24 protein-coding genes are annotated in these 26,261 nt (G+C 46.6%); 18 read left to right on the forward strand and 6 right to left on the reverse strand.

The features are described 5' to 3' along the window. Positions 1 to 16 precede the first annotated feature (16 nt). The 6 genes from mpl to mtgA are packed head-to-tail and all read left to right on the forward strand — an operon-like array spanning position 17 to position 6,784. The gene (mpl, locus tag ICN20_RS05290) at positions 17 to 1,417 is read left to right on the forward strand and encodes a UDP-N-acetylmuramate:L-alanyl-gamma-D-glutamyl-meso-diaminopimelate ligase (RefSeq protein WP_216238550.1); all 1,401 of its coding nucleotides are present in this window, start codon (positions 17 to 19) and stop codon (positions 1,415 to 1,417) included. 19 nt (positions 1,418 to 1,436) lie between these two features. Then, positions 1,437 to 2,171: a 3-oxoacyl-ACP reductase FabG gene (gene fabG, locus ICN20_RS05295; RefSeq protein ID WP_216238552.1), complete on the forward strand. Its 735-nt coding sequence runs from the start codon at positions 1,437 to 1,439 to the stop codon at positions 2,169 to 2,171. Between the two features lie 2 nt (positions 2,172 to 2,173). Next, complete coding sequence (locus ICN20_RS05300) at positions 2,174 to 4,213, forward strand: ribonuclease catalytic domain-containing protein (protein ID WP_255534655.1); 2,040 nt, start codon at positions 2,174 to 2,176, stop codon at positions 4,211 to 4,213. Next, positions 4,197 to 5,084: a TonB family protein gene (locus ICN20_RS05305; protein ID WP_216238555.1), complete on the forward strand. Its 888-nt coding sequence runs from the start codon at positions 4,197 to 4,199 to the stop codon at positions 5,082 to 5,084. The genes ICN20_RS05300 and ICN20_RS05305 overlap by 17 nt, the downstream gene beginning before the upstream one ends. Positions 5,085 to 5,128: 44 nt before the next feature. After that, on the forward strand, positions 5,129 to 6,031 hold the full coding sequence (aroE, locus tag ICN20_RS05310; protein WP_216240287.1) for a shikimate dehydrogenase: 903 nt from the start codon (positions 5,129 to 5,131) through the stop codon (positions 6,029 to 6,031). Between the two features lie 9 nt (positions 6,032 to 6,040). Next, a complete protein-coding gene (gene mtgA, locus ICN20_RS05315; protein ID WP_216238557.1) occupies positions 6,041 to 6,784 on the forward strand; it encodes a monofunctional biosynthetic peptidoglycan transglycosylase in 744 nt (247 codons plus the stop codon). A gap of 22 nt (positions 6,785 to 6,806) precedes the next feature. Here the strand turns inward: mtgA and pyrF are convergent, their stop codons facing one another. Next, positions 6,807 to 7,652: an orotidine-5'-phosphate decarboxylase gene (gene pyrF, locus ICN20_RS05320; protein ID WP_216238559.1), complete on the reverse strand. Its 846-nt coding sequence runs from the start codon at positions 7,650 to 7,652 to the stop codon at positions 6,807 to 6,809. A gap of 73 nt (positions 7,653 to 7,725) precedes the next feature. On the opposite strand from pyrF, the gene corA reads away from it, so the two are divergent. Further along, positions 7,726 to 8,691, forward strand: coding sequence for a magnesium/cobalt transporter CorA (corA, locus tag ICN20_RS05325; protein ID WP_215358999.1), 966 nt, complete (start codon positions 7,726 to 7,728; stop codon positions 8,689 to 8,691). 59 nt (positions 8,692 to 8,750) lie between these two features. On the opposite strand, the gene ICN20_RS05330 is transcribed toward corA, so the two are convergent. The 3 genes from ICN20_RS05330 to thiL are packed head-to-tail and all read right to left on the reverse strand — an operon-like array spanning position 8,751 to position 10,821. Further along, the gene (locus ICN20_RS05330; protein ID WP_216240289.1) at positions 8,751 to 9,230 is read right to left on the reverse strand and encodes a CinA family protein; all 480 of its coding nucleotides are present in this window, start codon (positions 9,228 to 9,230) and stop codon (positions 8,751 to 8,753) included. An 8-nt stretch (positions 9,231 to 9,238) separates the two neighbouring features. Next, positions 9,239 to 9,799 carry a phosphatidylglycerophosphatase A gene (locus tag ICN20_RS05335; RefSeq protein WP_216238561.1) on the reverse strand — a complete coding sequence of 187 codons (561 nt, stop codon included), beginning with the start codon at positions 9,797 to 9,799 and terminating at the stop codon, positions 9,239 to 9,241. Then, positions 9,796 to 10,821, reverse strand: a complete 1,026-nt coding sequence (gene thiL / locus ICN20_RS05340) for a thiamine-phosphate kinase (RefSeq protein ID WP_216238563.1) — start codon at positions 10,819 to 10,821, stop codon at positions 9,796 to 9,798. The genes ICN20_RS05335 and thiL overlap by 4 nt, the downstream gene beginning before the upstream one ends. A gap of 105 nt (positions 10,822 to 10,926) precedes the next feature. On the opposite strand from thiL, the gene ICN20_RS05345 reads away from it, so the two are divergent. Continuing rightward, positions 10,927 to 13,248: an NADP-dependent malic enzyme gene (locus ICN20_RS05345; RefSeq protein ID WP_216238566.1), complete on the forward strand. Its 2,322-nt coding sequence runs from the start codon at positions 10,927 to 10,929 to the stop codon at positions 13,246 to 13,248. Positions 13,249 to 13,376: 128 nt separating this feature from the next. After that, positions 13,377 to 13,997, forward strand: a complete 621-nt coding sequence (locus ICN20_RS05350) for a barstar family protein (RefSeq protein WP_215321414.1) — start codon at positions 13,377 to 13,379, stop codon at positions 13,995 to 13,997. A gap of 33 nt (positions 13,998 to 14,030) precedes the next feature. Here the strand turns inward: ICN20_RS05350 and ICN20_RS05355 are convergent, their stop codons facing one another. Further along, a complete protein-coding gene (locus ICN20_RS05355) occupies positions 14,031 to 14,792 on the reverse strand; it encodes a 16S rRNA (uracil(1498)-N(3))-methyltransferase (RefSeq protein WP_216238567.1) in 762 nt (253 codons plus the stop codon). Positions 14,793 to 14,835: 43 nt separating this feature from the next. Here ICN20_RS05355 and tkt point away from each other — a divergent pair, with 43 nt between their 5' ends. Both tkt and gap read left to right on the forward strand, forming a co-directional pair. After that, a complete protein-coding gene (gene tkt, locus ICN20_RS05360) occupies positions 14,836 to 16,827 on the forward strand; it encodes a transketolase (protein WP_223146555.1) in 1,992 nt (663 codons plus the stop codon). A 42-nt stretch (positions 16,828 to 16,869) separates the two neighbouring features. Then, complete coding sequence (gene gap / locus ICN20_RS05365; RefSeq protein ID WP_216238569.1) at positions 16,870 to 17,898, forward strand: type I glyceraldehyde-3-phosphate dehydrogenase; 1,029 nt, start codon at positions 16,870 to 16,872, stop codon at positions 17,896 to 17,898. Between the two features lie 131 nt (positions 17,899 to 18,029). On the opposite strand, the gene fur is transcribed toward gap, so the two are convergent. Then, positions 18,030 to 18,482 carry a ferric iron uptake transcriptional regulator gene (fur, locus tag ICN20_RS05370; protein ID WP_216240293.1) on the reverse strand — a complete coding sequence of 151 codons (453 nt, stop codon included), beginning with the start codon at positions 18,480 to 18,482 and terminating at the stop codon, positions 18,030 to 18,032. Positions 18,483 to 18,612: 130 nt separating this feature from the next. Here fur and ICN20_RS05375 point away from each other — a divergent pair, with 130 nt between their 5' ends. The 7 genes from ICN20_RS05375 to ICN20_RS05405 all read left to right on the forward strand — a co-directional run bounded on the left by ICN20_RS05375 (position 18,613) and on the right by ICN20_RS05405 (position 26,241). After that, on the forward strand, positions 18,613 to 19,263 hold the full coding sequence (locus ICN20_RS05375) for an outer membrane protein assembly factor BamE (protein WP_255534656.1): 651 nt from the start codon (positions 18,613 to 18,615) through the stop codon (positions 19,261 to 19,263). A gap of 72 nt (positions 19,264 to 19,335) precedes the next feature. Further along, complete coding sequence (dapB, locus tag ICN20_RS05380; protein ID WP_216240297.1) at positions 19,336 to 20,136, forward strand: 4-hydroxy-tetrahydrodipicolinate reductase; 801 nt, start codon at positions 19,336 to 19,338, stop codon at positions 20,134 to 20,136. A gap of 43 nt (positions 20,137 to 20,179) precedes the next feature. Then, positions 20,180 to 22,852, forward strand: coding sequence for a leucine--tRNA ligase (gene leuS / locus ICN20_RS05385; RefSeq protein ID WP_216238571.1), 2,673 nt, complete (start codon positions 20,180 to 20,182; stop codon positions 22,850 to 22,852). A gap of 14 nt (positions 22,853 to 22,866) precedes the next feature. Further along, entirely contained in the window at positions 22,867 to 23,394 is a 528-nt protein-coding gene (gene lptE, locus ICN20_RS05390; protein ID WP_216238579.1) for an LPS assembly lipoprotein LptE, read from the forward strand. Positions 23,395 to 23,408: 14 nt separating this feature from the next. After that, positions 23,409 to 24,470, forward strand: coding sequence for a DNA polymerase III subunit delta (gene holA / locus ICN20_RS05395; protein WP_216238593.1), 1,062 nt, complete (start codon positions 23,409 to 23,411; stop codon positions 24,468 to 24,470). A 38-nt stretch (positions 24,471 to 24,508) separates the two neighbouring features. Next, positions 24,509 to 25,786: a glutamate-5-semialdehyde dehydrogenase gene (locus ICN20_RS05400; RefSeq protein ID WP_216238594.1), complete on the forward strand. Its 1,278-nt coding sequence runs from the start codon at positions 24,509 to 24,511 to the stop codon at positions 25,784 to 25,786. A gap of 29 nt (positions 25,787 to 25,815) precedes the next feature. Further along, a complete protein-coding gene (locus ICN20_RS05405) occupies positions 25,816 to 26,241 on the forward strand; it encodes a CopD family protein (protein ID WP_216238595.1) in 426 nt (141 codons plus the stop codon). The last annotated feature ends 20 nt before the right edge of the window (positions 26,242 to 26,261 follow it).

The following is a 26,261-nucleotide window of genomic DNA, read 5'->3' on the forward strand; positions in this document are numbered from 1 at the left end:
TCGCTAAAATTCGCTAATGCATATACATATCTTGGGCATTTGCGGTACTTTCATGGGCGGCATTGCCGCAATTGCGAGACAAGCTGGACATCGCGTTACGGGTTGCGATGCCAACGTGTATCCACCAATGAGCACGCAGCTTGAAGCGCAAGGCATCGAACTGATTGAGGGATTCTCACCTGAGCAATTATCTCAGTTTGAGACCATGCCTGATTTATTTGTCATTGGCAACATGGTTTCTCGCGGCAATCCATTGATGGAAGCAATTCTTAATCAAGGGCTCCCTTATATTTCTGGTCCGCAATGGTTGGGTGAACAAGTCTTATATGGCAGACATGTTCTCGCTGTTGCCGGTACGCACGGCAAGACAACTACCTCAGCAATGTTGACTTGGATTTTGGAATTCAACGGATATAAGCCTGGATATCTGATCGGTGGCGTCCCCCTCAATTTCACAGTCTCTGCACGTCTAGGCGAGAGCAAATATTTTGTTATCGAAGCTGATGAATACGACACTGCTTTCTTTGATAAGCGCAGTAAGTTTGTTCACTATCGACCACGCACTGCTTTATTAAATAATTTGGAGTTTGATCACGCAGATATTTTTGCTGATCTTGCTGCAATCGAAACTCAATTTCACCATTTAGTGCGTACGGTTCCTGGCGACGGTTTATTGGTAGTGAATGGCGAAGAGCCGGCGCTAGCAAGTGTGATTACACGTGGCGCTTGGGCCCCTGTTGAGCGCTTTGGCCAAGAGTTAAGTAATGAATGGTCATTAATTTCACAAGAAGCTGATGGCTTTATTGTGCGCAAGTCAGGCAATGAGGTTGCCTCAGTGAAATGGGCGCCAGATTCTGGGGTGATGGGTCGACATAATCAATTAAACGCACTTGCAGCGATCGCCTCTGCCAATCACATTGGCATTTCTCCAGCAGATTCTGCGCGTGCTTTAGCTGAGTTTAAGAATGTAAAGCGTCGTTTAGAAACCATTGGCGTTGCAAATGACATCACCGTTTATGACGATTTCGCGCATCATCCAACTGCGATCACAACCACTGTTGATGGTCTGCGTCGTCGCGTTGGTAAGGCTCGGATTTTAGCGGTACTCGAGCCACGTTCGAATACGATGAAGCTGGGTGTAATGAAGGCTCAACTTCCTGGGAGCCTTTTGGCCGCTGATAAAGTTTTTGCTTATGGCGCTAATGCTGGTAAAGAATCTTTGGGCTGGGATTTGGCGGAGGTTTTATCTCCACTGAATACAACAGAGCAGGGTAAAGCACATGCTTTCGATGATTTGGAGGCCCTAGTGAAGGCGATTTCGCAAGAGGCGAAGCCGGGTGATCATATTTTGGTTATGAGTAACGGTGGTTTTGGTGGCGTGCATCAAAAAATATTAAAAGCCATTTCGGCGAAGTAAAAAATACAGAAAGTAAATCATGGGCGATAGATTAAAAGATAAAGTAGCCATCATTACCGGCGCCGCTAAGGGTATTGGGTTCGCTACAGCCCAGCGCTTTGCACAAGAAGGTGCAAAAGTCATCATTGCTGATATCAACCTTGAGGCGGTAAATGGTGCGGTTGCGCAAGTATCCAATGCGGAAGGCTACGCCATGAATGTGACTGATCGCGCTAGCATTCAGTCAGTGGTGGATCAGGTCATGCAAAAACATGGACGTATTGATATCTTGATTAATAACGCCGGCATTACTCAAGATGCACGCTTAGTGAAGATGACCGAAGCGCAGTTCGATACGGTGATCGATGTTAATTTAAAGGGCGTGTTTAATTGCACCCAACTAATCGTGCCGCACATGCTTGAAGCCGGCTCGGGCGCAGTAGTGAATGCTTCTAGTGTGGTGGGTCTCTACGGTAATTTCGGGCAAACCAATTACTCGGCTACTAAATTTGGCGTTATAGGCTTTACCAAAACATGGGCGCGTGAATTCGGTCCTAAAGGCATTCGAGTAAATGCGGTTTGTCCTGGTTTTATTGCCACCGAAATGGTTAAAGCCATGCCAGAAAATATTTTGAAAGATATTGAAAAGCGTAGTTGGCTTGGACGCCTGGGCACTCCAACAGAAATGGCTAACGTGTATTTATTCTTAGCGAGCGATGAAGCGAGCTATGTCAATGGGGTGGCATTAGAGGCCAGCGGCGGGATCTCGCTCTAAGCATGAATCTCTTATACGAAGAAGGTGGTGACATTAAGATCGCCACGGTCCAGTCTGCTTCAGGCTCTGGTGATGCCGAGTCTTGGCAGGCAACCAGTCTTTCTGGAAAAAAGATCAAGCTCAAGGCAAAGGAAGTGTGGCTGCGTTTTGAAAAGCCAGAAGCTCAGGCCGCCATGGATGAGGCTAATACCCTAACTGCAGATATTGATTTGCAATTTCTATGGGATTGCGCACCTGATGAAGAATTTGGTTTGGTTGATGTAGCGCATGAGTACTTTGGGTCGCAGGCCAGTATTCCGCAACAGGTTGCTCTAGCGATTGCTTTGCAAGGAGCGCCCGTTTTCTTTCGGCGTAAAGGACGTGGCCGCTTTCAGAGGGCTCCACTAGAACAGCTGCAGGCAGGTCTAGCTGCTTTAGAGCGCAAGCAAAAAGAGCTTGAACAACAATCCGCTTGGCAGCAAGAGTTAGTTTCTGGCACCTTCCCTGAGTCCCTAAAGTCTTTAGCTAAGCAATTACTTTTTTCACCCGATAAAAATACTTCAGCTTATAAGGCTTTAGTTGCAGCCTGTACCGAGACTGGGGAGTCGCCTGCTCAACTCATGATTCGTTGTGGTGCAATTGATTCACCTTTGGCTTATCACCAAGGTATGTTTCTGAAAAGCCATTTTCCGAATGGTGCGGATCACAATCCGGCTATTGGCATTGATCAATTGGCATATGCATCAGCGGTTGCTGAGTTACCTCTTGCTCAGGTCCAGGCATTCTCCATTGATGATTCTGGAACTACTGAGATTGATGATGCCCTATCGGTCACGCCAATAGAGGGTGGCCATCGCGTAGGTATTCATATTGCTGCACCTGGCTTGGCGATCACTAAAGATGATCCATTGGATCAAGTGGCGCGTAATCGGATGTCCACGGTATATTTTCCGGGTGACAAAATCACGATGTTGCCTGATTCAGTTATTGAGCAATTTTCATTAGATGAGGGCATGCCGAGACCGGCGCTATCGATCTATGTAGATATTGATGCGCAAGGTATTGCCAATCGAGACAGCTTGCAAATGCGTGCTGAGATGGTGCCAATGGCAGCTAACTTACGTTTAGAGGATATTGAGCATCTTGTCAGCGAAGAGAGCTTGCTTGATGAGGGTGCAAGCTATCCTTATCGCAAAGAGTTAGCGACTTTGTGGCAGGCTGCCAAACACTTGCATGCAGGGCGTCAAGAAAAGCGCTTGGCAAATGGTTTGCGTGCGGAGCAGTTAGGTCTTATTGATCCAAATGCGCTAGCGAGAGATTTTCATTTTCAGATTCAGGATGTTGATGGCGTAAAGCGTGTTGAAATCGTGCCACGTCAACGCGGATCTATTTTGGATACCATCGTTGCCGAGTGGATGATCTTCTGTAATAGCGCTTCTGGTCAGCTTCTTGCCGACCATGGGCTTCCAGGATTATTCAGGACCCAAAAGGGTTGGGGTCCATTGCGCACCCGGATGCAAACCACTCCAGGACCGCATGAAGGTTTGGGATTGGATTACTACGCTTGGTGTACCTCTCCTTTGCGGCGGTACTCTGATTTGGTAAATCAGTGGCAATTAATTGCACTGGCAAAGCATGGGGTCACTGCTAAGATGGTTGCTCCTTTCCCGCCGCGTGATGCAACCCTAATGGGTATCGCTGCTGATTTTGAATCTTGCTATCAAGCGTATGGCGAGTTCCAAGATCGATTAGAGAAGTATTGGTGCTTACGTTGGATCACTCAAGATGGTGAATCGAAGACGGTGTATGTCCGCCATCTAAAAGAGGGTATGTCTAGAGTGGAATTAGTTCCCTTGCATTTACCTATCCCTGAGTTGGCGACTCATCCACGTATGACTCGTGCGGAAGTGGTGATTGCAGATATCGATTTACTGCAACTGAGTGCTGGTGTGCGTGTGCTCGAGATTGAAGCAAAAGCGGACTCATCTGAAAAGGTCTTAATAGATCAACCTGCAGAGCTGGGATTGACAGCTAATCCTGAAGAAGATGCTGGCCCAGATTAAATCGCTGGAATTTTCATTGCCCGCAAGACTGAGTAAGGTCTTGTGTTATCTCCATTCGGCTTGGAGTCGCCATCCTTTTCGATTTGCCTTGTGCGTTTCGATTCTGATTCACATTCTTTTCCTGTCATTTCGTTGGGGCGTTGGGGAGATTCAGAATCGCAGACTCAATACTCCTCTGAGTGTTGTATTGGTGAATGCCAGTAATAAAACTCCCCCTCAGAAAGCTAATAAGTTAGCGCAGGCTGATTTGCAGGGTGGCGGCAAAACTGAAAACCAAGAAGCTACCGCAATGCATCGTGCCAGATTAGGCGCAGAGGCTAGGCTCGAGGTTTTAGAAAAACAGCAAAAGCAAATGCTCGCAAAGTTAGATGAGCAGCGCGCTCGTTCAGGTGGTCGAAAGAGTGGGGACGAACAAAAAATTACTCCCCAGTTAAATTCTTTAGAGGCTGAGTTAGCTAAACGGCTTCAGGTTGATGGCAAAGAGCCTAGACGCAAAGTGTTGACTGGTGCTAACACCAAGGCCGTTACCTTTGCGCACTACTATGATGCTATGCGACAAAAAATTGAAGCTTATGGAAGTGCTTTTTTCCCAAGGGTGAATGGACGTCCCTTATACGGCAGTTTAGTGATTGTGGTCAGTGTTGATAATCAAGGCAGAATCACAAGCAACTCCCAAGGCAAAGACGGACTCTCCATTGGACGCAGCTCTGGCAACCCTGAGTTAGATCGTCAGGCGATAGCCATAGTGAGAGCCTCAGCGCCGTTTGGCCCGTTCCCATCAGAAATGCGTAATCAAATCGATGTTTTAGATTGGATCTCTACTTTTGAGTTCACACGCGATGGCGTGGATCGTCTAGAGCTACGCCATTAAAGCAATTGAACTAACTTTATAAATTCGCTTATTCTGTAGTCATGATGAGTTCTGCTAATACCGCATTGCATACAGATCCAAGCCTCTTTGCTGGCGTGGACGTCTATGCCGTTTCTGGCAATCCGATTGCCCACAGTAAATCTCCAGCAATACATCAACGGTTTGCAGAACAAGCAAATCAGCGGATGCACTATGGCCGCCTTCAGCCTGAATTAGATTCATTTTCTCAGGCAGCCAAATCTTTTTTTGCTGCAGGTGGCAAGGGCATGAATGTCACCGTGCCATTTAAGCTGGATGCACAAAATCTGGCAGATGTCTTAACCCCGCGTGCGCAATTAGCGGGCGCTGTTAACACCTTATGGAAAACAGAGGGTAAGATTTTTGGTGACAACACAGATGGCGCTGGTCTGGTACGTGATTTACTTGCACAAGGCATTGCACTCCATAGCGCTCGTATTTTATTGATTGGCGCTGGTGGGGCTGCACGTGGAGTGATTGGTCCTTTGCTTGAGCAGTCACCTAAATCGCTCATCATTGCGAATCGTTCTAGCGCAAAGGCAGATGCGTTGGTAAAGCTCTTTGCAGATATGGCTGGATTGAAGGAGGTAGCTCTGGAATCTCGGACATTGGCTGAATTAGAAGACCCTGCAAAAACCCAATACCCATTTGATTTGGTAATTAATGCTACTGCTGCAGGTCTTACTGATGAATCCCCTTTGACGCTGAAGGCAGTGGCTAATATTTTTGTGCCCAGCTCATTTGCTTATGACATGGTTTACGGTAAAACCACCGCCTTTATGCAACAGGCTCTGCAGCGAGGTGCGCGCGTGAGTGATGGTCTTGGGATGTTAGTTGAGCAAGCAGCTGATGCATTTTTGCTTTGGCGTGGCGCGCAACTTGCGACCGCTATAGACCCTCGCGCAGTCCTGGCAGAGCTACGTAGTTAATTTGCTCTAATGCGCTGGCTTCTTTATCCAGTGAAATGTTTGCTAGCAGGATTTGTGGCTATGCAAATTTTTTTCGCACTCCAAATTGCTTTATGGATCGGCTTGGATCCCAGTAGTACTGCGTTTCAGAGGGCTGAGAGCTGGCGTTTATGTACCTGGCATTGGAGTTGTTCTGTGCAGTCTCAGTGGACACCGTATGACAAGATCTCCAATAATCTCAAGCGTGCTGTTTTAGTCAGCGAAGACGATATCTTTTTTCAGCATAAAGGTGTGCGTGTTGAGGATATGCAAAAAGCTTGGCAGAAAAATCAACAGCAGAATCAACAAAAAACCCAAGCAGGCAATAAAGCCAAAACAGTTTTGCGTGGCGGGTCCACCATTACCCAACAGTTAGCCAAAAATTTATTTCTATCATCAGAACAAAACTATTTACGTAAGGGGCAAGAGCTCATCATTACTGGGCTCTTAGAGCTAACGCTTTCTAAGCAGAGATTATTTGAGATTTATCTTAATTCGGTAGAGTGGGGTGAAGGTATTTTTGGAATAGGCGCTGCATCCCAGCACTATTACGCTACAAGCCCAATAGGCTTAGATCGTGAGCGAGCTGCCGCACTTGCCTCAGCTCTTCCTGCGCCTAAATGTTTTGATAAGCAGCAGTATTGCCGTCGGGGAAGTATTAACTACTCTGCCCGTCAAGAATTTATCTTGGAAGGCATGGATCGAGTGGCTTTAGCGCCTTACCCCAAGAGGTAAGAGCATCTTTCTGCCTACTTCATTATTTGTTTGTAGCCGTCCTGAGTGCATCGCGTGTACTCATGGCAACCGCTCTAGCAGCCTCTGCAAACTCAGCTCCTGAGCTGGCATACAGAATAGCTCTCGAAGAGTTAATGATCATGCCGGTTCCCGGCTTGCCCGCTATTTTTCCAGCGCTGACCGTGGCATCAATATCGCCGCCTTGCGCACCAATCCCTGGAATCAATAAGGGCATTTCACCAACAATGGCGCGTACTTTAGCGATTTCTTCTGGGAAGGTTGCTCCGACTACTAGGCTAATCTGACCAGAGCTATTCCACTGTTGTGCTGCAAGTTTGGCTACGTGGAGGTAAAGAGGTTCTCCATTGGGGGCTACATTGAGAAACTGCAAATCAGATCCGCCTGGGTTAGATGTGCGGCACAGCACAATGACCCCTTTGCCCGGATGCTTGAGATAGGGCTCTATCGTGTCAAAGCCCATATATGGATTCACGGTCACTGCATCAGCGCCGTAGCGATCAAAGGCCTCGAGAGCGTAATGGTCCGCAGTACTGCCAATATCCCCCCGTTTGGAATCCAGAATTACGGGGATATGGGGATACTTATCTTTGAGGTGCTTGATGAGTTTTTCTAGTTGAGCCTCTGCTCTTTGGGAGGCAAAGTAAGCAAATTGGGGCTTGAAGGCGCAGACCAAATCCGCAGTTGCATCGGCGATTTCGCGGCAGAACTCATAGATACCCTCGGGGCTCCCTTGTAGGGCTTGGGGTAAGCGCTTGGGGTCTGGGTCAAAACCAATGCACAGCATGCTGCCTTGGGAAGCCCATGCGGACTGGAGTTGCTGGTTAAAGGTATTTGAGCGAGAGTTCATTGGATTTGGCTTATTTTAGTGAAACTGTCATGTTCTATAGGATAAACTAGCGCACATTCCTTAGGAGTTCACCATGATCAACTTGTTCGTCCTGCAAAATGGCCGCCTCTCTCAAGAGCAAGTCGAAGATCGCAATGAATTGTTGCAATATGCCAATCCTATCTGGATTGACGTCGTTGATCCAGAAGAAGAGGAATTAATTTGGATTAAAGAGGCGTTTGGCGTACTTTTGCCTGAGTTAGATGACTTGGGTGACTTAGAAGCATCTGCGCGTTATTTTGAGGCAGATGATGGCCACCTCCATATCCGCACCGATTTCTTATTGGATGAAGAAGAAACCTCTCGCAACGTTCGAGTGGCGTTTGTTCTAACCAAGCAAGTATTGTTCTCAATTCACGACGAAGATTTGCCAGTGTTCCGTTTGGTTCGCTTGCGTGCGCGTTTGCGTCCTGGTTCTGTAAGCAATGCAAAAGATGTGTTGCTAGATTTGTATTCAACAGATGCTGAGTACTCTGCTGATGCTTTGGAAGAGGTTTATGAAAACCTAGAGCAGGCAGGTAAACGAGTCTTGCAAGATGACATTAATGATGCGGATGCCGAGCAAGTTTTGGAGACAATCGCTAAAGAGGAAGATACCAACGGACGTATTCGTCGCAATGTGATGGATACCCGCAGAGCCTTGTCTTTCCTAATGCGCAGTAAATTGCTCTCGGATGAGCAGCAAGAGGAAGCACGTCAAATTTTGCGCGATATCGATTCATTGGAAAACCATACCGCCTTCTTGTTCGATAAGATTAACTTCTTGATGGATGCGACCGTTGGTTTCATTAACTTGAACCAGTCCAAAATTATCAAGATCTTCTCGGTGGTATCTGTAGCCTTAATGCCACCAACATTGCTTGCAAGTATTTGGGGTATGAACTACAAACATATGCCTGAGTTAGATGCGACTTGGGGTTACCCAATGGCCATTGGAGCGATGGTGGTTTCAGCAATCATCCCACTTTGGTACTTCCACAGCAAAGGCTGGATGAAGTAATTAGTGCATTAGTGCATTAGTGCATTAGTGCATTAGCAATTGGCAGTATGAATGTGCGCTTAACTTCTGAGAAGGGCAATTAACTCAGTTAGCGCAAATTCCGTTGCCTGTTGCCTGATCGTTTGGCGATCACCTTCAAAGTGCATCGTTTTAGTAAGAGTTTGATTTTCAGTAGCCCAGCCAAAACAAACCGTTCCCACTGGTTTTTCAGCTGACCCGCCCGATGGTCCTGCCACGCCGGTAATGGAAATAGCTACATTGCTTCCTGAATTCATGTGGGCGCCCTCAGCCATTGCCTTAGCTACTTGCTCGCTTACCGCCCCATGGGACTCAATTAGCAGGGGTGGAACATCAAGACACTCCGCTTTGGCTTCATTGCTATAAGTGATGTAGCCACGCTCAAACCATTCACTGGAGCCCGCTAGCTCGGTCAGGGTGGCGCAGACAAGTCCACCAGTACAAGATTCCGCTAAGGATACTGTCCAATTTCTAGAAAGCAAAATCTGAGCCAAGGTTTTAGTAAGGTCACTTGGGTTCATTGAATTCATTATTTAATCAAGAATTGTATTAAAGCCATCGCGAGTAGCGTACAAAAAGCAGCGGCAAGATCGTCAATCACAATCCCAAATCCACGCCAGAGTATTTGAAGATAGCTTGAGTGTTGAGTGTCATCACCTGCAGCGTTCTTAAAGTGACGATCAATCATTCCAATAGGACCAGGTTTTACAGCATCAAAAAATCGGAACAGTGCAAAAGCAGCTATCTGCATCCAAATATTAGTTGGCATGATGAAGATCAGCACCAACCAAAAGGCAACAATTTCATCCCAAACTATTCCGCCAAAATCTTTTTTCCCTAACTCTTCGCTGACATAGCCACAGATCCAGCAGCCAAGCAAAATACCGCTGCCAATAATCCACAGGAAATCTTCGGTACTGAGAAAGTATTCACCTGCTAAAAAGGCTGCCCAAGCCCAGAGGGTGCCTGCGGTGCCGGGAGCTACGGGGCTTAAGCCGCTACCAAAACCAAAAGCAAGCGTGCGACTAGCGGTTTGAAACACCCATTTGAAGTTTGGTTTCACTTGTGCAGAGTGTTCAATATTTGTCATGATGCAAAGTGATCAAATGAGTTGAAAAAAGGGGCTGCTTGTAAATCACCCAGAAGAGTGCCGGACGCATCTAATAAATATACCTTTGCCTCAACACCTTTTTTGGGAAGTATTTTTCCGATGAGTGTTAATGGCAGTTTGAGTGACTTACTGATCGCTTGAATTTTTTCGCGCTGACTTGAGGATGCTGTAAAGCAAAGTTCGTAATCATCACCACCGCTTGCGGCAAATAAGTTTTGAATGGATGACTCTTGTTTTTTCAAGATGTTCGATTTTGGTAATTTATCCAAATCAATTTCTGCATCCACTTGTGATTGTTTCAAGATGTGCATTAAGTCGCCCACTAATCCATCGGAGACATCTAGTGCTGCGGTAGCCACCTCTCTTAAATGCAGACCCAATTCAAGTCGTGGCGTTGGTTGATGCATACGGTGTTCGATTTGCTGCAAATCTTCACTAGACAGATTTAATTCATGACGCAGTGCAGCAAGAGACAGTCTTGCATCGCCAACCGTGCCTGAGACCCAAACGTCATCACCTGCCTTTGCGCCGGATCGGCGAATGGCTTTTCCGGTGGGGATGGCACCAAAAGCAGTGATGGATATGGTGAGCGGCCCAGCAGTGGTGTCGCCACCTATCAGGGGGCAGGAATACTCTTTGGCAGAAGCAAAAAGCCCCTTAGAAAAAGCTTCTAACCAGACTTCGTCTACTGCTGGCAGTGCAAGGGCCAAGGTAAATCCTAGCGGTCTTGCACCCATGGCAGCTAGATCTGAAAGGTTGACTGCTAGGGCTTTGCGGGCCAATAGGGCGGGATCAGCGCCTGCAAAAAAGTGCCTGCCCTCAACCAACATATCGCTGGTGATGGCTATTTCTTCATTCGCTGGCGGTTTGATGAGGGCGCAGTCATCGCCAATACCCAAGGCAATTGCTTCATCTGCGTTGGTGGGCATGGAATCCGCTCCCGTTTTAAAGAAACGATCGATTAGGTCAAATTCACCGAGAGGGGTGGAGCGAGAAGACATGCCCCATTTTATGGTGGTTATGAGGTGAATGCCCGAGAGGAATAGAATTGATGTCTTACAAGTCTTAGATCAATGAAGATAAGACAGAACTTAGCGAGTTAGTGAATGAGCAAAGAAAATAGTAAAGAGCAACAAATTGCAGCCTTAAGAGAGGCAGCCCTGCAATATCACGAGTTTCCGACTCCGGGCAAAATTGAAATTGCCCCTACAAAACAATTAACCAATCAACGAGACTTAGCGCTGGCATACACGCCTGGTGTTGCTGCTCCTTGCGAAGAGATTGTTAAAGATCCAGCGAATGCTTTCAAGTACACAGCGCGCGGAAATTTAGTTGGCGTCATTACCAACGGTACGGCCGTTTTAGGTTTAGGAAATATTGGACCACTAGCTAGTAAGCCGGTGATGGAAGGTAAAGCAGTTCTTTTTAAGAAGTTTGCTGGCATTGACGTTTTCGATATCGAAGTGAATGAAAACGATCCTGATAAGTTGGTAGAAATTATTGCAGCACTAGAGCCAACATTTGGCGGTATTAATTTAGAAGACATTAAAGCGCCTGACTGTTTTGTGGTCGAGCGTAAGTTGCAAGCACGTATGAAGATCCCGGTCTTCCATGATGATCAGCACGGTACAGCGATTGTGGTTGCAGCCGCTATTCTCAATGGTTTAAAGGTAGTTGGTAAAAAAGTAGAGGAAGTAAAGCTCGTTACTTCTGGGGCAGGTGCTGCTGCCTTAGCCTGTTTGGATCTATTGGTTGATTTGGGTATTCCGCGTAAAAATATTTGGGTCACTGATTTAGCTGGTGTTGCCTATAAGGGTCGTAAAGAGTTGATGGATCCCGAGAAGGAACCATTCTGCCAAGACACCGATTTGCGCACATTGGATCAAGCGATTGAAGGCGCTGATATTTTCTTAGGTCTTTCTGCTGGCGGTGTGCTTAAGCAAGATATGGTCAAGAAGATGGCGCCTAAGCCATTGGTGTATGCCTTAGCAAACCCCACTCCTGAAATCTTGCCGGAAGAAGTAAAAGCGGTTCGTCCAGATGCAGTGATGGCCACTGGCCGTACTGACTATCCGAACCAAGTGAACAACGTTTTGTGTTTCCCATTCATCTTCCGCGGTGCTTTGGATGTGGGCGCAACAACGATTACCCGTGGCATGGAAGTCGCGGCTGTCAAGGCTGTGGCGGAGTTGGCTCAAGCAGAGCAGAGTGAGGTGGTTGCCTCTGTTTACGGTATTGAGAACCTATCCTTCGGTCCGGAGTATTTAATTCCAAAACCATTTGATCCACGCCTCATTACAGTGATTGCTCCTGCGGTTGCGAAGGCAGCAATGGATGATGGTGTTGCTTTACGTCCGATTAAAGATTTTGATGCGTATCGCAATCAGCTGCAGCAATTCGTGTACCACTCCGGTACTTTGATGAAGCCGCTCTTTAGCATTGCTAAGCGCGTGCCAGCAAATCAAAAACGTATTGTGTTTGCCGAGGGTGAAGACGAGCGTGTATTGCGTGCAGTGCAGATCATTATTGATGAGCACCTTGCTACACCGATTCTGATTGGCCGCCCAGCCGTTATCGAGCATCGCATCGAGAAGTTTGGTTTGCGTATGAAGGCAGGCGATGACTTTGAGGTTGTGAACCCAGAGAATGATTCGCGCTTCCGTGATTTCTGGCAAACCTACCTTGCCCTTACTGAGCGCAAGGGTGTTACACAGTCGTTTGCTAAGCTAGAAGTGCGTCGCCGTAATAGTTTGATTGGTAGCCTTTTGATTCAAAAAGGCATGGCTGATGGCATGATTTCTGGCACAGTTGGCAATATCGCTACGCACTTGAAGTATGTTGATGAAGTGATTGGTCATGAGCCTGGTGCGAATGTTTATGGCGCAATGTCTGGTTTGATTTTGCCGGGTCGCCAAGTATTCTTGGTAGATACACATATCAATCTTGACCCTACTGCCGAGCAGTTAGCTGATCTCACTCTCATGGCCGCAAGTGAAATGCGTAAGCTAGGACTAGCTCCTAAAGTGGCATTACTATCCCATTCCAATTTTGGTTCAAGCAATGCGCCATCTGCAGTCAAAATGCGCGAAGTGTTGGCATTACTTCAGAAAGCAGATCCAACCTTAGAGGTTGATGGAGAAATGCACGGCGATAGCGCTCTGGATGCAAGCATTCGTGAAGGTGCGGTATCTTCATCTCCACTGAAAGGCGATGCTAATTTGCTGGTATTACCAAATATCGATGCAGCAAACATTTCCTACAACTTGCTAAAAACCGCTGCCGGTAATGGCATTGCTATTGGCCCGTTGTTATTGGGCGTTGCTAAGCCAATTCATATTCTCACCCCGGCCGCAACTGTCCGCCGTATTGTGAATGTGACGACTTTGGCAGTTGTTGAAGCTGCAAGCATTGCAAGAGGCATTACCTAAGTACTTATAATTTATGTAAGTTAGCAATAACTCACATAAATTATTTCTATATAAATCAGTGCTTTACATAAAATGCACTGTATTTGGGCTTGATTTGATGGCGTGTTACGGGTAACCTAGCACCCATCATGAATAATCGCTCTGAAAACAGCAATACAGCCAGCTTCGATGAACATAGCCGCGCTGAAAGTTGGGACAGTAATGATCGACTTGAAACTGAGTCATCCGCTGCCAATATTTACGCTGAAGGCGGTTTATCTCGTTTACAAACCTATGCAGCAAATCAAGTTTCGGGGAAAAAAGTGACAGCTTCTTGGCGTGCCGCTTTGGCCGTTCGCGATGCCGGACCGCCGGCAATGTTGCGCAGTGTGCGCCCTAATATTGTGCAATCTATTCGTGCCTTCCGCACTCCTGACTTACAGGAAGCGGCTACCGAATTAGGTCAGCACTTTATTTATGCCAATTGCGCCAATGCTATGACTAAAGGTGAAGTATTGGAGTCGATTGCGATTGCTTACTCATTTACTAAGCAGCAGGCAAAAAACTACGATCCTTTGTTGGATGCTTTGACTACTACTGTAGACAAATCTGGCCCACAGCCTGGATTCGTGGTGGTGCTTGAAGGTTTGCCATGCACTCAGAAGTTTGACAAAGAAGCTCGTGAAACGCTGTTAGATGTTTTCCGTGATGCTGTTGATTTCTGGGCTGAGCGCCGTACACCGTATCGCGTCTTCTACTCCTTCGCTTAATCGCTTAGGTCCTAGAAGTTCAACAAATCGCCTCTACTTGAGGCGATTTTGCATTTCAGGGTTCCACACGCTGTGAACGGCTGTAATGGCCACTACGCCGGCTGTTTCAGTTCTTAGCACCCGTTCCCCTAGCGAAACCAATTGATAACCAGCAGCCTCTGCCTGAGCTTCTTCTTCGGGGGAGTGGCCGCCTTCGGGACCAATCATTAAGACAATGTCTTGAGGATCATTTTCTAACAGCACTGAATACATGCTTTTTGTTGCATCAGGGCTCAGAAGTAGCTTGAGGGCTGGTTTTGGGCTTGCCTTTAAATAATCTTCAAATGTTTGAATTGGCTCTAAGGTGGCAAAGACAGTGCGGTCACATTGCTCGCATGCCGCTTGAACGATTCCCTCCCAGTGGGCGAGGCGTTTTTGGGCACGCTCTAAATCGCTAGTTCTAGTAAGTTTAAGGATGGAACGCTCACATTGCATCGGGGCAATGTTTTGTGCGCCAGTCTCGACTGCCTTTTCAACGATCCAGTCCATTTTGTCGCCACCAGCCAGTCCTTGGGCCAAAGTAATGGCATATGGGGTCTCGCGATGGGTATCAGTGCGGATATCCGTTAGCTGAACTTGACCTGATTTTCCGCTCAAAGAGAGGAGTTCTCCCTTGGCTATTTGGCCTTTTCCATCAAATACTGGGAAAAATTCCCCAGTTTGGATACGCCTTACGCGCAGATGGTGGGCAACCTCGGGTGTAAGGGTTGTTGGCTTTTGGGATTCCCATGGCCCGGGAAGATAAAATTGAGGCATTACTGAAATATAGCCAATTAATTTTCCAGAGACCACTTTTACGATGTCAAACCTTCAAATTCGCATGGCCAATGCCATTCGCGCCTTATCCATGGATGCAGTACAGCAGGCAAATTCAGGTCACCCTGGAATGCCAATGGGTATGGCAGATATTGCTGTTGGACTTTGGAATGAGCATTTAAAACATAACCCAACAGATCCGCATTGGATTGATCGCGATCGTTTTGTATTGTCTAACGGTCACGGCTCAATGTTGTTGTATTCGCTCTTGCATCTTTCTGGCTACGACTTGCCGATTGAAGAGTTAAAAAATTTCCGCCAATTACATAGCAAGACTCCAGGACATCCTGAGTATGGAATTACTCCGGGCGTAGAAACAACGACCGGTCCATTGGGTCAGGGAATCTCTAATGCAGTCGGTATGGCATTGGCCGAAAAATTATTGGCAGAAGAATTTAACCGTCCTGGTCTAAATATCATTGATCACTACACCTATGTATTTTTAGGTGATGGCTGTTTGATGGAAGGTATTAGCCATGAAGTGTGTTCTTTAGCTGGCACTCTCAAGCTTAATAAGTTAATTGCGTTATGGGATGACAACGGCATCTCGATTGATGGCAAAGTGGTTTCTTGGTTTAACGAAGACACTCCTAAGCGTTTTGAAGCCTATGGCTGGAATGTCATTCGCGCTGTTGATGGCCATGATGCGGAAGCCGTATCTGCTGCTATCGCCAAGGCTAAAAAGAGTGATAAGCCAACCCTGATCTGCTGCAAGACCGCTATTGGGCAAGGCTCGCCGAATATGGCTGGTAGCGATAAGGTGCATGGCTCACCATTGGGCGCTACCGAAATCGCCGCAACTCGCGTCGCATTAAATTGGCCTTATGCACCATTTGAAATTCCGAAAGATATTTACGCTGCTTGGGATTTTAAAAAGCGCGGTCAAGCCGCAGAGCACGATTGGAATAAAGAATTTCAGAAATACAAAAATAAATATCCAGAGCTCGCATCTGAATTGCAACGCCGTATGGCAGGTGATTTATCCAAAGATTTTTCATCTACATTAAATGCGTATTTGAAAACTTGCCAGACTAAGGCGGAGACTATTGCGACTCGTAAAGCAAGTCAAAATGCAATCGAAGCTTTAGCACCTGCGTTACCAGAATTTATGGGCGGCTCTGCTGACTTAACTGGATCGAACTTAACCAATTGGTCTTCATGCAAACCTGTACGTGGTGATCAGTGGGGCAACCACATTAATTACGGTGTGCGCGAATTTGGTATGAGCGCCATCATGAATGGCATTGCCTTGCACGGTGGTTACATTCCATTTGGCGGCACATTCTTAACCTTCTCGGATTACAGTCGTAACGCTTTGCGTATGGCTGCTTTGATGAAATTGCGCAGTATTTTTGTCTTTACCCATGACTCAATCGGTTTGGGCGAAGATGGCCCAACCCATCAGTCTGTAGAGCATGTTGCTAGCTTGCGCCTTATTCCGAACCTCATGGTTTGGCGTCCTTGCGACACCACAGAGAGCGCTGTAGCCTGGGGTTCAGCCATTGAGCGTAAAAATGGGCCGAGTGCCTTGATTTTTAGCCGCCAGAACTGTCCATTCGTATCTCGTACCGCCGCTCAAATTAAAGATATTGCTCGTGGTGGTTATGTCTTGCGCGATCCGACTGGCAAGATTGATGCCGTCATTATTGCTACTGGTTCTGAAATTGCTCTCGCATTACAAACTGCACAGCAGTTGGAAAAAGAAGGCTTGGGAGTTCGAGTAGTTTCGATACCTTCAACAACTGTCTTTGATCAACAGGATGCTGCGTATAAAGCAAAAGTGTTGCCTGCGAATATTCCACGCATTGCAGTGGAAGCAGGTGTGAGTGATTTCTGGTGGAAGTATGGTTGTGCAGCCGTGCATGGAGTGGATACCTTTGGCGAATCTGCACCAGCACCAGTCTTGTACGAATATTTTGGTTTAACTGCTGACCAGATTGCGAAGACCGTTAAACAATGTATCGCAAAAAAATAAAGCAAAGTACGAAATAAATTCAATATTAGTTAGGGGAAATAAATGACAATTCGTGTCGCAATTAATGGTTATGGGCGTATTGGCCGCATGGTATTACGTGCTTTGTATGAAGATCAAGTCAATGGCAAGCCACGTCGTGATATCCAAATCGTCGCAATTAATGCGATGGGTGATATTGCTATTAATGCGCACCTTACAAAATATGACTCTGCGCATGGTCGTTTCCCCGCGGATGTGTCTGTTGATGGCGATTGCATGGTAGTTAATGGCGATCGTATCAAGATGTTCTGCACACGCAATCCTGCAGAAACCCCATGGGGTGAATTAGGCGTTGACTTGGTTTTGGAGTGCACTGGTAAGTTCACTTCAAAAGAAAAGGCCATGATTCATATCGAGCAGGGCGCGAAGAAAGTATTGATTTCTGCTCCTGGCGAAAAAGATGTAGATGCAACCATTGTGTATGGCGTAAACCAAAATGTATTAAAGCCAAGCGATGTAGTGGTTTCAAATGCAAGCTGTACAACCAACTGTTTGGCTCCACTAGTGAAGCCGCTTCTAGAAAAGATTGGTATTGAGTCAGGCTTGATGACTACGATTCATGCATTTACTAATGATCAAGTATTGACTGATGTTTATCACAAGGATATGCGTCGTGCGCGTTCTGCCGTCACTAGCATGATCCCAACTAAAACTGGTGCAGCTAAAGCGGTTGGTTTGGTATTGCCAGCATTGGCAGGTCGCTTTGATGGTTTCGCGATGCGTGTGCCGGTGATTAACGTTTCTGTTGTTGACTTAACTTTTGCGGCAAGTCGTGCCACAAGCGTCGATGAAGTCAATTCGATTCTCAAGACTGCCAGCGAAGGTGAGCTCAAAGGGATTTTGGGCTTCAATACTTTGCCTCTGGTGTCTATCGACTTTAACCACGATCCCCGCCCAAGTATTTATGACGCTTCCCAAACCCGCGTATCTGCCGATGGCAAATTGGTGAAGGTATTGGCTTGGTATGACAATGAGTGGGGTTATTCAGTACAAATGCTCAATGCCGCTGAAGCATTGATGGCTGTAAAGTAAGGAAATTAGATAAGATCACCTAAAAGAGTCTAAGTGTTGTTAAAAAACGCTTAAATCTTATTTTTTGGCTTATTTTTGTAGAAAAGACCTCAATTTGAGGTCTTTTTTGCGTTTAAAGCGCTTAAAACAGCTTATTTAGCCTGTTTGTTGCGACAATTTTTCTTCAAGCAGTGGCCATACATGGCTAAAGCGTGTTCCTGGAGCTTAAAGCCCAGGTTTTTAGCAATATCGCGCTGCCTTTTTTCAATAGCCTCGTCTACAAACTCCTCAACATGGCCACAATCAATGCAGACTAAGTGGTCATGGTGCTGGCCTTCGTTTAGCTCATAGATGGCCCTACTATCACCCTTGCTGGACTCAAAATGACTGCGTAAAAGCAGTCCAGCCCGCTCAAATTGTGTAAGTACTCGGTAAACCGTTGCTAGGCCTATCTCTTTATCCTCTTTGGCCAAGGCCATAAAGACGTCTTCAGCGCTAAAGTGAGTGCCACCATTTTGATGAAAAAAATCGAGGATTTTCATCCGTGGCCCAGTCGCTTTTAGGTCAATATCTCGTAAATCTTCAGGGGTTCGGTTTTGGGTCATATTTATGGCATTGGGAGCTAAAATCAATGTCTTAATGATACGGCCAGCCATGCAAAATTGCCTTGAACTTTTTACTCGCTTTTTGAACCCGGTTTTGAAGGGTGTCTGTTCCCCTGTACGCCTGGGAATAATGTCCCTAGCGCTGTTGGGATTATTGGGGGTAGGTGGGTGTACTTCTGCAGTGGATGAAACCCAACGCGCTTGGATGAATAAGATTTTTAGGCCTTACGTTCCAGACGTCGTGCAGGGAAATTTTATTTCTAGCGAGCAGTATTCCAAATTGAAATTGGGAATGACACGTGAGCAAGTGCGCCAAATTATGGGTACGCCATTATTAGCGAGCTACTTCCATGCCAATCGCTGGGATTACATTTTTGAATTCAAACGTGCAGGGCAGCCAATCGGTAAAGAGCGTCATGTCACAATCTATTTTGATGGTGACAAAGTTGTTAAGTTTGAGGGTGATGCATTGCCAACGGAAGTCGAGATGGTTGCGGAAATCGATAACTACGCAAAGACCAAGCGCTCATTCTGGGATGTGATTACTGGATCTAATAAGCCGCCCGTTACGCCACCATTGCAGCAGCCAGAGTATTTAGTGCCAAGTAAAACTGACAATTTGTCAGCAGGCACGCCCATACCAGCCGCCGCACCTGCAGCTAATGTGAGTGGTTCATTCTGGGACTTTTTTAGTTTTTCAAATAAGCAGCCAGATGCACAGTCTCCACAGTTAGGGCCTGGCACTTTAAATGATGTGCCAAAGGCAGCTGATTCCAAATAATAGAAATCACTTTTGTATTGATGCCAAGATGACAGTTTTGGCTCACTTGAATAAGAAGCGAAGAAACACATGATGAAGATTGCAATTGCAGGTGCAACAGGACGTATGGGCAAGATGCTAATTGAGGCTGTCCTCAATACGGCTGATGCTCAATTAGTTGGAGCACTCGAACATACATCCTGCCCACAATTGGGTGAGGATGCTGGCTCATTCTTAGGTAAAAAAACGGGCGTAATGATTTCTGCTGATGTAGCTCAAGTGCTGGCCAATGCCGAGTTCTTGATTGACTTCACAAGACCCGAAGGCACGATGGCTCATTTGGCCGTTGCTGAAAAGACAGGTACCAAAATGATTATTGGTACCACTGGCCTGACGGTTGAGCAAATTGCTAGTTTGAAACAAGCTTCTGCAAAATTGGCGATTGTGTTTGCGCCCAATATGAGTGTTGGTGTTAATGCAACCTTTAAGCTCTTAGAGATTGCTGCCAAGATGCTCAATCAAGGTTATGACATTGAAATTATTGAAGCTCACCACAAGCACAAGGTAGATGCTCCTTCAGGCACTGCGCTCAAGATGGGCGAAGTGATTGCAGATGCGTTGGGTGAAAAGCTGGATGATGTTGCTGTATATGCGCGCGAAGGCTATACCGGTGAACGTAAAGAGGGTTCAATTGGTTTTGCCACTATTCGTGGTGGCGATATCGTAGGTGATCACACTGTTTTATTTGCTGGCGATGGTGAGCGTATTGAAATCAGTCATAAGTCTTCAAGCCGTCAGTCCTATGCCCAAGGCTCATTGCGTGCCGCACGCTTCTTACAAAACCAAAGTAGTGGCTTATTCGATATGCAAGATGTTCTTGGCTTGCGTAAGTAATTAGTCAATCAATTAAAAAATAGAAGAAAAGAGCTGTCGAAGAATGAGCAAGGATTACGACTACCGCAGTATTGAAGCGGCAGCGCAAGCTGACTGGGAAGCTGCGCAAGTCTATCAAGTAGCAGAGAACGCAGTTGACGCACAAGGTAAGAAAAAGCCAAAGTATTACGCTTGCTCTATGTTGCCTTACCCATCTGGCAAACTCCACATGGGTCACGTACGCAACTACACCATCAATGATGTCATGGCACGTCAACTCCGCATGCAGGGCTATAACGTCCTCATGCCGATGGGTTGGGATGCTTTTGGTATGCCGGCTGAAAATGCGGCGATTCAGAATAAAGTGCCACCAGCAAAGTGGACCTACGACAACATTGCTTATATGAAAAAGCAAATGGCTGCGATGGGTTTGGCTATCGATTGGTCACGTGAAGTAGCTACCTGTAGTCCTGATTACTATCGTTGGAACCAGTGGCTCTTCTTGAAGATGCTGGAAAAGGGTGTCGCCTATCGCAAGACTCAAGTAGTTAATTGGGACCCAATCGATCAAACCGTTTTAGCAAATGAACAAGTAATTGATGGTCGTGGCTGGCGCTCCGGTGCATTGGTTGAGAAGCGTGAGATTCCTGGTTACTACTTCAATATCACTGCTTATGCAGAGCAGTTGCTTTCTGGTTTAGATGGTTTGGGTTGGCCTGAGCGCGTGAAGACGATGCAGCAAAACTGGATTGGTAAAAGTCGCGGCGTGCGTTTTGCTTTTAAGCATGAGGTTGCCGATGACCATGGCAATTTCATTCAAGATGGTTTGTTGTATGTATTTACTACGCGTGCCGATACCATCATGGGTGTTACTTTCTGTGCGGTAGCGGCTGAGCACCCTTTAGCAACACAAGCAGCTGTCAATAACCCAGCGCTCTCTGCATTCATTGAGAAATGCAAAACTGGTAGCGTGATCGAAGCTGATTTAGCCACACAAGAAAAAGAAGGGATGTTTACTGGTTTGTATGTCACGCATCCGTTGACGCACGAACCTGTACCAGTCTGGGTTGGTAACTATGTATTGATGTCTTATGGCGATGGCGCAGTGATGGGTGTACCTGCCCACGATGAGCGCGATTTTGCTTTTGCCCTTAAGTACGATTTGCCAATTAAACAGGTGATTGCGCTTGAAGGTGAATCCCCAATGTTCAATACCACTCGCTGGGAAGATTGGTACGCCCAAAAAGAGGGTGTTGTTTGCTTTAATAGCGCTCAGTTTGACGGCCTATCGCATGAAGAGGCTGTGAGTGCTGTTGCGAAAGAATTAGAAAAGCTTGGTATTGGCGAAATTAAAACTACCTATCGTTTGCGCGATTGGGGAATTTCTCGTCAGCGCTATTGGGGCACACCGATTCCGATTATTCATTGTGGTGATGAGAGTAATCCTGGTTGTGGCGCTGTGCCTGTACCAGAGGCTGATTTGCCAGTAGTGTTGCCGGAAGATTGCGTGCCAGATGGCAGCGGTAATCCGCTAAATAAACGCGCTGACTTCTTAAACGTCAAATGTCCGAAGTGCGGCAAGCCTGCACGTCGTGAAACAGACACTATGGATACCTTTGTAGACTCCTCTTGGTATTTCATGCGCTATACCGGTCCTAATGCTAAGACCATGGTGGATGAGCGTAATGAATATTGGATGCCAATGGACCAGTACATCGGTGGCATTGAGCATGCGATCTTGCATCTTCTCTACGCGCGTTTCTGGACCAAGGTGATGCGTGATCTCAATCTCATTACCTTTGATGAGCCGTTCCAGAATTTGCTGACCCAAGGTATGGTTCTCAATGAGACTTATTACTCCGAAGATGCTTCGGGTAAAAAGACTTGGCTCAATCCGCTTGATGTGGAATTAGACCTCGATGAAAAAGGCCGACCTCAAGGCGCCAAGCTCATCGGTGATGCCTCAAACACACCAGTGATCATTGGCGGTGTTGAGAAGATGTCTAAGAGCAAGAACAATGGCGTTGATCCACAGGCTTTGATTGATCAATACGGCGCCGATACTGCTCGTTTATTTGTGATGTTTGCTGCTCCTCCTGAGCAGCAGCTGGAGTGGTCGGGCGCTGGCGTAGACGGTGCCTCTCGTTTCTTGCGTCGGGTGTGGATGTATTCCAGCGGTCACGCTAGTGTCTTGCGCGATGCGTCTGACACCTCGCCTAGCAATCTGAGCGATGCTGAAAAAGAATTGCGTCGTGAAGTTCACACCATCTTGAAGCAAGCCAACTTTGACTATCAACGTCGTCAGTACAACACGGTTGTTTCTGCGGCGATGAAAATGCTCAATACACTTGAGCCGATCAAGCTCGATCAGAATGCCGCGATTAGCGCGCCGGTCTTGCGTGAATGCCTAAGTATTTTGTTACGCGTTCTCTATCCAGTAGTTCCACACATGACCCATGTGTTGTGGAAAGACCTTGGCTACACCAAATCTTTTGGCCCTTTGCTTGACGCCCCATGGCCTTCTGTAGATGAAGCGGCTTTAGTGCAAACAGAACTGACTTTGATGCTCCAAATTAACGGTAAGTTACGCGGTGATATTAAGGTGCCTGCTGATGCAAGCAAAGAGCAAATTGAAGCCTTGGCTTTACAAAGTGAGCCTGCACAAAAAGCATTAAATGGCGGCGCACCGAAGAAGGTGATTGTGGTGCCTGGACGTTTGGTCAATATTGTTGCTTAAATAGAAAAAGAGATATGAGCGTAAATTCCCTACGTCGCACAATGCTAGGCTTGATTGCTACAGCTCCAGTAATGGGGTTGATTGCATGCGGCTATCGCTTACGCGGCATGGTGGATTTGCCTTTCAAGGTCATTGCGATTACAGGCAACCCTTCTCCGCCACTCAGAGCAGACTTACAGACGGCGATCTTGACGGGCACGGATGCAAAAGTTGCCATCAACCCTAAGGATGCAGATCTCATCTTGGAAATTAACAACGACATTAATGGTCGTGAGATTTTGGCTTACAACTCCAATGGTCAAGTATCAGCTTATCGTCTGAATATTCGCGTTGGATTTAGGGCATATGATTTGGCTGGTGCTGAAATCGTCCCAGAGGCTGAGATCTACATGACTAGAGATATAGACTTTAGTGTGTCAACAGTGTTGGCGACTGACGTTCAAATTCAGCAGTTCTTAACTCTGATGCGCAAAGATTTGGCGACTCAGATCCTGCGCCGTGTATCTGCTGGTGCAAGATCGCCGCAGGCAAAATCTTTCTAGAGATGAATTAGGGCATGGTTAAAGTTGATGCCTTACAAGTGCACCTCAAGTCTTTGAGTTCTGGTGGTGCAATGTTGCCACTCTATGTATTTAGTGGTGATGAGCCTCTATTGATGATGGAGGCGATGGATCAACTGCGATCTGCTGCCAAGAAGCAAAATTTCACTGAGCGCGAAGTTTTATTGCAAGAGCGTGGCTTTGATTGGAGCGCTTTATTAAATGCTGGTCAAACCATGTCATTGTTTGGTGATAAACGTTGGGTAGAGTTGCGCATACCAACTGGAAAGCCTGGTCGCGATGGGGCTGACGCTTTAAAACAATTTGCCGCTCAAATTGCTTCACAAGCTACTGGTTCAGATGGCCCAGATACTGTTGTATGTATTGTGTTGCCTCGTTTGGATGGTAAGACTAAGACTTCCGCGTGGTTTAGTGCTTTAGATGATGCGGGTATGGCGATTCAGATTGATTCTCTGGATCGTAGTCACTTGCCGCAGTGGATTTCTGGGCGTTTAAAGCGTCAAGATCAAGAGGTGGAGTCTGGTCCTGAAGGACAGCGCGCACTTGAATTTATTGCTGATCAAGTGGAGGGTAATTTAATTGCTGCCCATCAAGAGATTCTGAAATTAGGCTTGCTCTATCCCACTGGCAAGTTGAGCGAAGAGCAAATTCGTTCTTCTATTCTAAAGGTAGCGCGTTACAACGTTTTTGAATTAACTGAAGCCATGCTTGCGGGAGATCTGGCTAGGTTAAATCGCATGCTAGACGGTTTAAAGGGTGAGGGTGAGCCACTGGTATTGATTCTGTGGAGCGTAACTGAGGAGCTTCGGATACTATCTAAACTCAAGGCAGCCAGTGATGCTGGTGAGTCTGTACAGAATTTGATGCGCGCCAACCGGATTTGGGGCAATAAAGAACGTTTATACCCAGCGGCATTAAGAAGAGTTCAGCCCCTGAAGTTGCGCAGAGCGATGCAGGTTGCTGCAGGATTGGATCGCCAAGTAAAAGGTTTGCATGCTGCAGAGTTGCCAGCAGACCCTTGGGATGGTTTGCGTTTAGTTGGAAATTTATTGCGTTGAGTAGTGCATATAAAAATTAGTGAATTAGAGAGCAAGAAATGAGTTCAGCTATAAAAGAAATGATGCAAGATATTGGCATGCGAGCACGAGCTGCATCGCGGGCAATGGCGCGTGCATCTAGCGAGAAAAAAAATCAAGCTTTATTGCATATCGCTACAGCTGTTCGTCAGAAGGCTGATGAGATTCAGAAGGTCAATCAGGTTGATGTTGAACGCGCGAAAGCAAATGGGCAAGATGCTGCTTTTGTTGATCGCTTGACCATGACACCTAAAACAATTGAAACCATGGCTTTGGGTTTGGAGCAAATCGTTTCTTTAGAGGATCCAATTGGAAAAATATCAGCTTTAAAAAAGCAAGCATCAGGCATTGAATTAGGTCAGATGCGTGTTCCACTGGGTGTCATCGGCATCGTTTACGAGTCTCGGCCTAACGTCACTATTGATGCTGCTGCCTTGTGCCTCAAGTCAGGCAATGCAGTGATTCTGCGTGGCGGCTCTGAAGCAATTGACTCCAATACCTTATTAGCGCAGATCATTCAGGATGGCTTGGCTGCCGCTGGATTGCCTAAGGATGCAGTACAGGTAGTCACCACAACGGATCGTAGTGCTGTTGGCGAAATGATCACTATGACGCAATATATTGATGTGATCGTGCCACGCGGTGGCAAGAGCTTGATCGCGCGTTTGATGGCTGAGGCACGTGTGCCCATGATTAAACACCTGGATGGTATTTGTCATACCTATATTGATGCTGATGCTGATGTCGCTATGGCGGTAAAGGTTTGCGATAACGCCAAGACGCAACGCTATGCTCCTTGTAATGCGATGGAGACATTGCTGGTAAATCAAGAGATCGCACAGAAAGTATTGCCAACCCTTTGTAAGATCTATCAGGACAAGGGTGTGGAGCTGCGGGTTGATGGCCTAACTCGCAAAACACTAGAAGCAAATGGGTTCCAGAATTTAGTAGATGCTAATGAAGAGGATTGGCAGACTGAGTACTTGGCACCAATCTTGTCAATTAAGACTGTGGCCAACATTGATGAAGCGATGAACCATATTGAGCAATACGGCAGCAAACATACCGATGCCATCATTACCAATAACAAAGCTCAGGCTGACCGATTCTTGCGTGAAGTGGATAGCGCGAGTGTGATGGTTAATGCCAGCACTCGCTTTGCGGATGGCTTTGAATATGGCCTTGGCGCTGAAATCGGTATTTCGAATGACAAGCTGCATGCCCGTGGGCCTGTTGGTTTGGATGGCTTGACCTCATTGAAGTATGTGGTCATGGGTCACGGCGAGATTCGTACCTAAAGTTAATAAATAAATAGAGCAAACTACATATGAGCAATGCCTACCTCTGGGTAAAAACCTTTCACATCGTATTTATTACCTCCTGGTTTGCTGGCTTGTTTTATCTGCCTAGAATTTTTGTGAACCTGGCTGAGGAGAAAAATACCGAAGCTTATGCTCGCCTTTTGGGTATGGCCGACCGACTCTTTCGATTCATGACTATTTTGGCTGTGCCAGCAGTAGTGCTAGGTCTAACGCTATGGCTCTATTTTGGTATTGGTGCCGGCGATGTTTGGATGCATGCCAAATTATTCTTTGTGATCTTGGTAATTGGCTATCACCATGCCTGCCTAAGCTTGCTCAAGAAATTTCGTGCCGGCGTAAATAAGCGATCCGGTGTTTGGTTCCGTTGGTTTAACGAAGTACCAGTCATCTTGCTAGTGATTATTGTGGCCTTGGTGTTGTTCAAGCCTTAAGACCAACCTACTAATATTTA

This window comes from Polynucleobacter sp. JS-Polo-80-F4, assembly GCF_018881965.1.
GTDB lineage: Bacteria > Pseudomonadota > Gammaproteobacteria > Burkholderiales > Burkholderiaceae > Polynucleobacter.

What these genes read in the sequence shown, in the direction of transcription:
- ICN20_RS05400 (WP_216238594.1), top strand. Translation starts at nt 24,509, where the DNA reads ATGAGTTCAGCTATAAAAGAAATGATGCAAGATATTGGCATGCGAGCA.
- mpl (WP_216238550.1), top strand. Translation starts at nt 17, where the DNA reads ATGCATATACATATCTTGGGCATTTGCGGTACTTTCATGGGCGGCATT.
- thiL (WP_216238563.1), bottom strand. Translation starts at nt 10,821, where the DNA reads ATGTCTTCTCGCTCCACCCCTCTCGGTGAATTTGACCTAATCGATCGT.
- ICN20_RS05305 (WP_216238555.1), top strand. Translation starts at nt 4,197, where the DNA reads ATGCTGGCCCAGATTAAATCGCTGGAATTTTCATTGCCCGCAAGACTG.
- holA (WP_216238593.1), top strand. Translation starts at nt 23,409, where the DNA reads ATGGTTAAAGTTGATGCCTTACAAGTGCACCTCAAGTCTTTGAGTTCT.
- lptE (WP_216238579.1), top strand. Translation starts at nt 22,867, where the DNA reads ATGAGCGTAAATTCCCTACGTCGCACAATGCTAGGCTTGATTGCTACA.
- leuS (WP_216238571.1), top strand. Translation starts at nt 20,180, where the DNA reads ATGAGCAAGGATTACGACTACCGCAGTATTGAAGCGGCAGCGCAAGCT.
- ICN20_RS05350 (WP_215321414.1), top strand. Translation starts at nt 13,377, where the DNA reads ATGAATAATCGCTCTGAAAACAGCAATACAGCCAGCTTCGATGAACAT.
- ICN20_RS05330 (WP_216240289.1), bottom strand. Translation starts at nt 9,230, where the DNA reads ATGAACCCAAGTGACCTTACTAAAACCTTGGCTCAGATTTTGCTTTCT.
- ICN20_RS05405 (WP_216238595.1), top strand. Translation starts at nt 25,816, where the DNA reads ATGAGCAATGCCTACCTCTGGGTAAAAACCTTTCACATCGTATTTATT.
- gap (WP_216238569.1), top strand. Translation starts at nt 16,870, where the DNA reads ATGACAATTCGTGTCGCAATTAATGGTTATGGGCGTATTGGCCGCATG.
- mtgA (WP_216238557.1), top strand. Translation starts at nt 6,041, where the DNA reads ATGCGCTGGCTTCTTTATCCAGTGAAATGTTTGCTAGCAGGATTTGTG.
- pyrF (WP_216238559.1), bottom strand. Translation starts at nt 7,652, where the DNA reads ATGAACTCTCGCTCAAATACCTTTAACCAGCAACTCCAGTCCGCATGG.
- tkt (WP_223146555.1), top strand. Translation starts at nt 14,836, where the DNA reads ATGTCAAACCTTCAAATTCGCATGGCCAATGCCATTCGCGCCTTATCC.
- corA (WP_215358999.1), top strand. Translation starts at nt 7,726, where the DNA reads ATGATCAACTTGTTCGTCCTGCAAAATGGCCGCCTCTCTCAAGAGCAA.
- ICN20_RS05375 (WP_255534656.1), top strand. Translation starts at nt 18,613, where the DNA reads ATGTCCCTAGCGCTGTTGGGATTATTGGGGGTAGGTGGGTGTACTTCT.
- fur (WP_216240293.1), bottom strand. Translation starts at nt 18,482, where the DNA reads ATGACCCAAAACCGAACCCCTGAAGATTTACGAGATATTGACCTAAAA.
- ICN20_RS05335 (WP_216238561.1), bottom strand. Translation starts at nt 9,799, where the DNA reads ATGACAAATATTGAACACTCTGCACAAGTGAAACCAAACTTCAAATGG.
- ICN20_RS05355 (WP_216238567.1), bottom strand. Translation starts at nt 14,792, where the DNA reads ATGCCTCAATTTTATCTTCCCGGGCCATGGGAATCCCAAAAGCCAACA.
- dapB (WP_216240297.1), top strand. Translation starts at nt 19,336, where the DNA reads ATGAAGATTGCAATTGCAGGTGCAACAGGACGTATGGGCAAGATGCTA.
- ICN20_RS05300 (WP_255534655.1), top strand. Translation starts at nt 2,174, where the DNA reads ATGAATCTCTTATACGAAGAAGGTGGTGACATTAAGATCGCCACGGTC.
- ICN20_RS05345 (WP_216238566.1), top strand. Translation starts at nt 10,927, where the DNA reads ATGAGCAAAGAAAATAGTAAAGAGCAACAAATTGCAGCCTTAAGAGAG.
- fabG (WP_216238552.1), top strand. Translation starts at nt 1,437, where the DNA reads ATGGGCGATAGATTAAAAGATAAAGTAGCCATCATTACCGGCGCCGCT.
- aroE (WP_216240287.1), top strand. Translation starts at nt 5,129, where the DNA reads ATGAGTTCTGCTAATACCGCATTGCATACAGATCCAAGCCTCTTTGCT.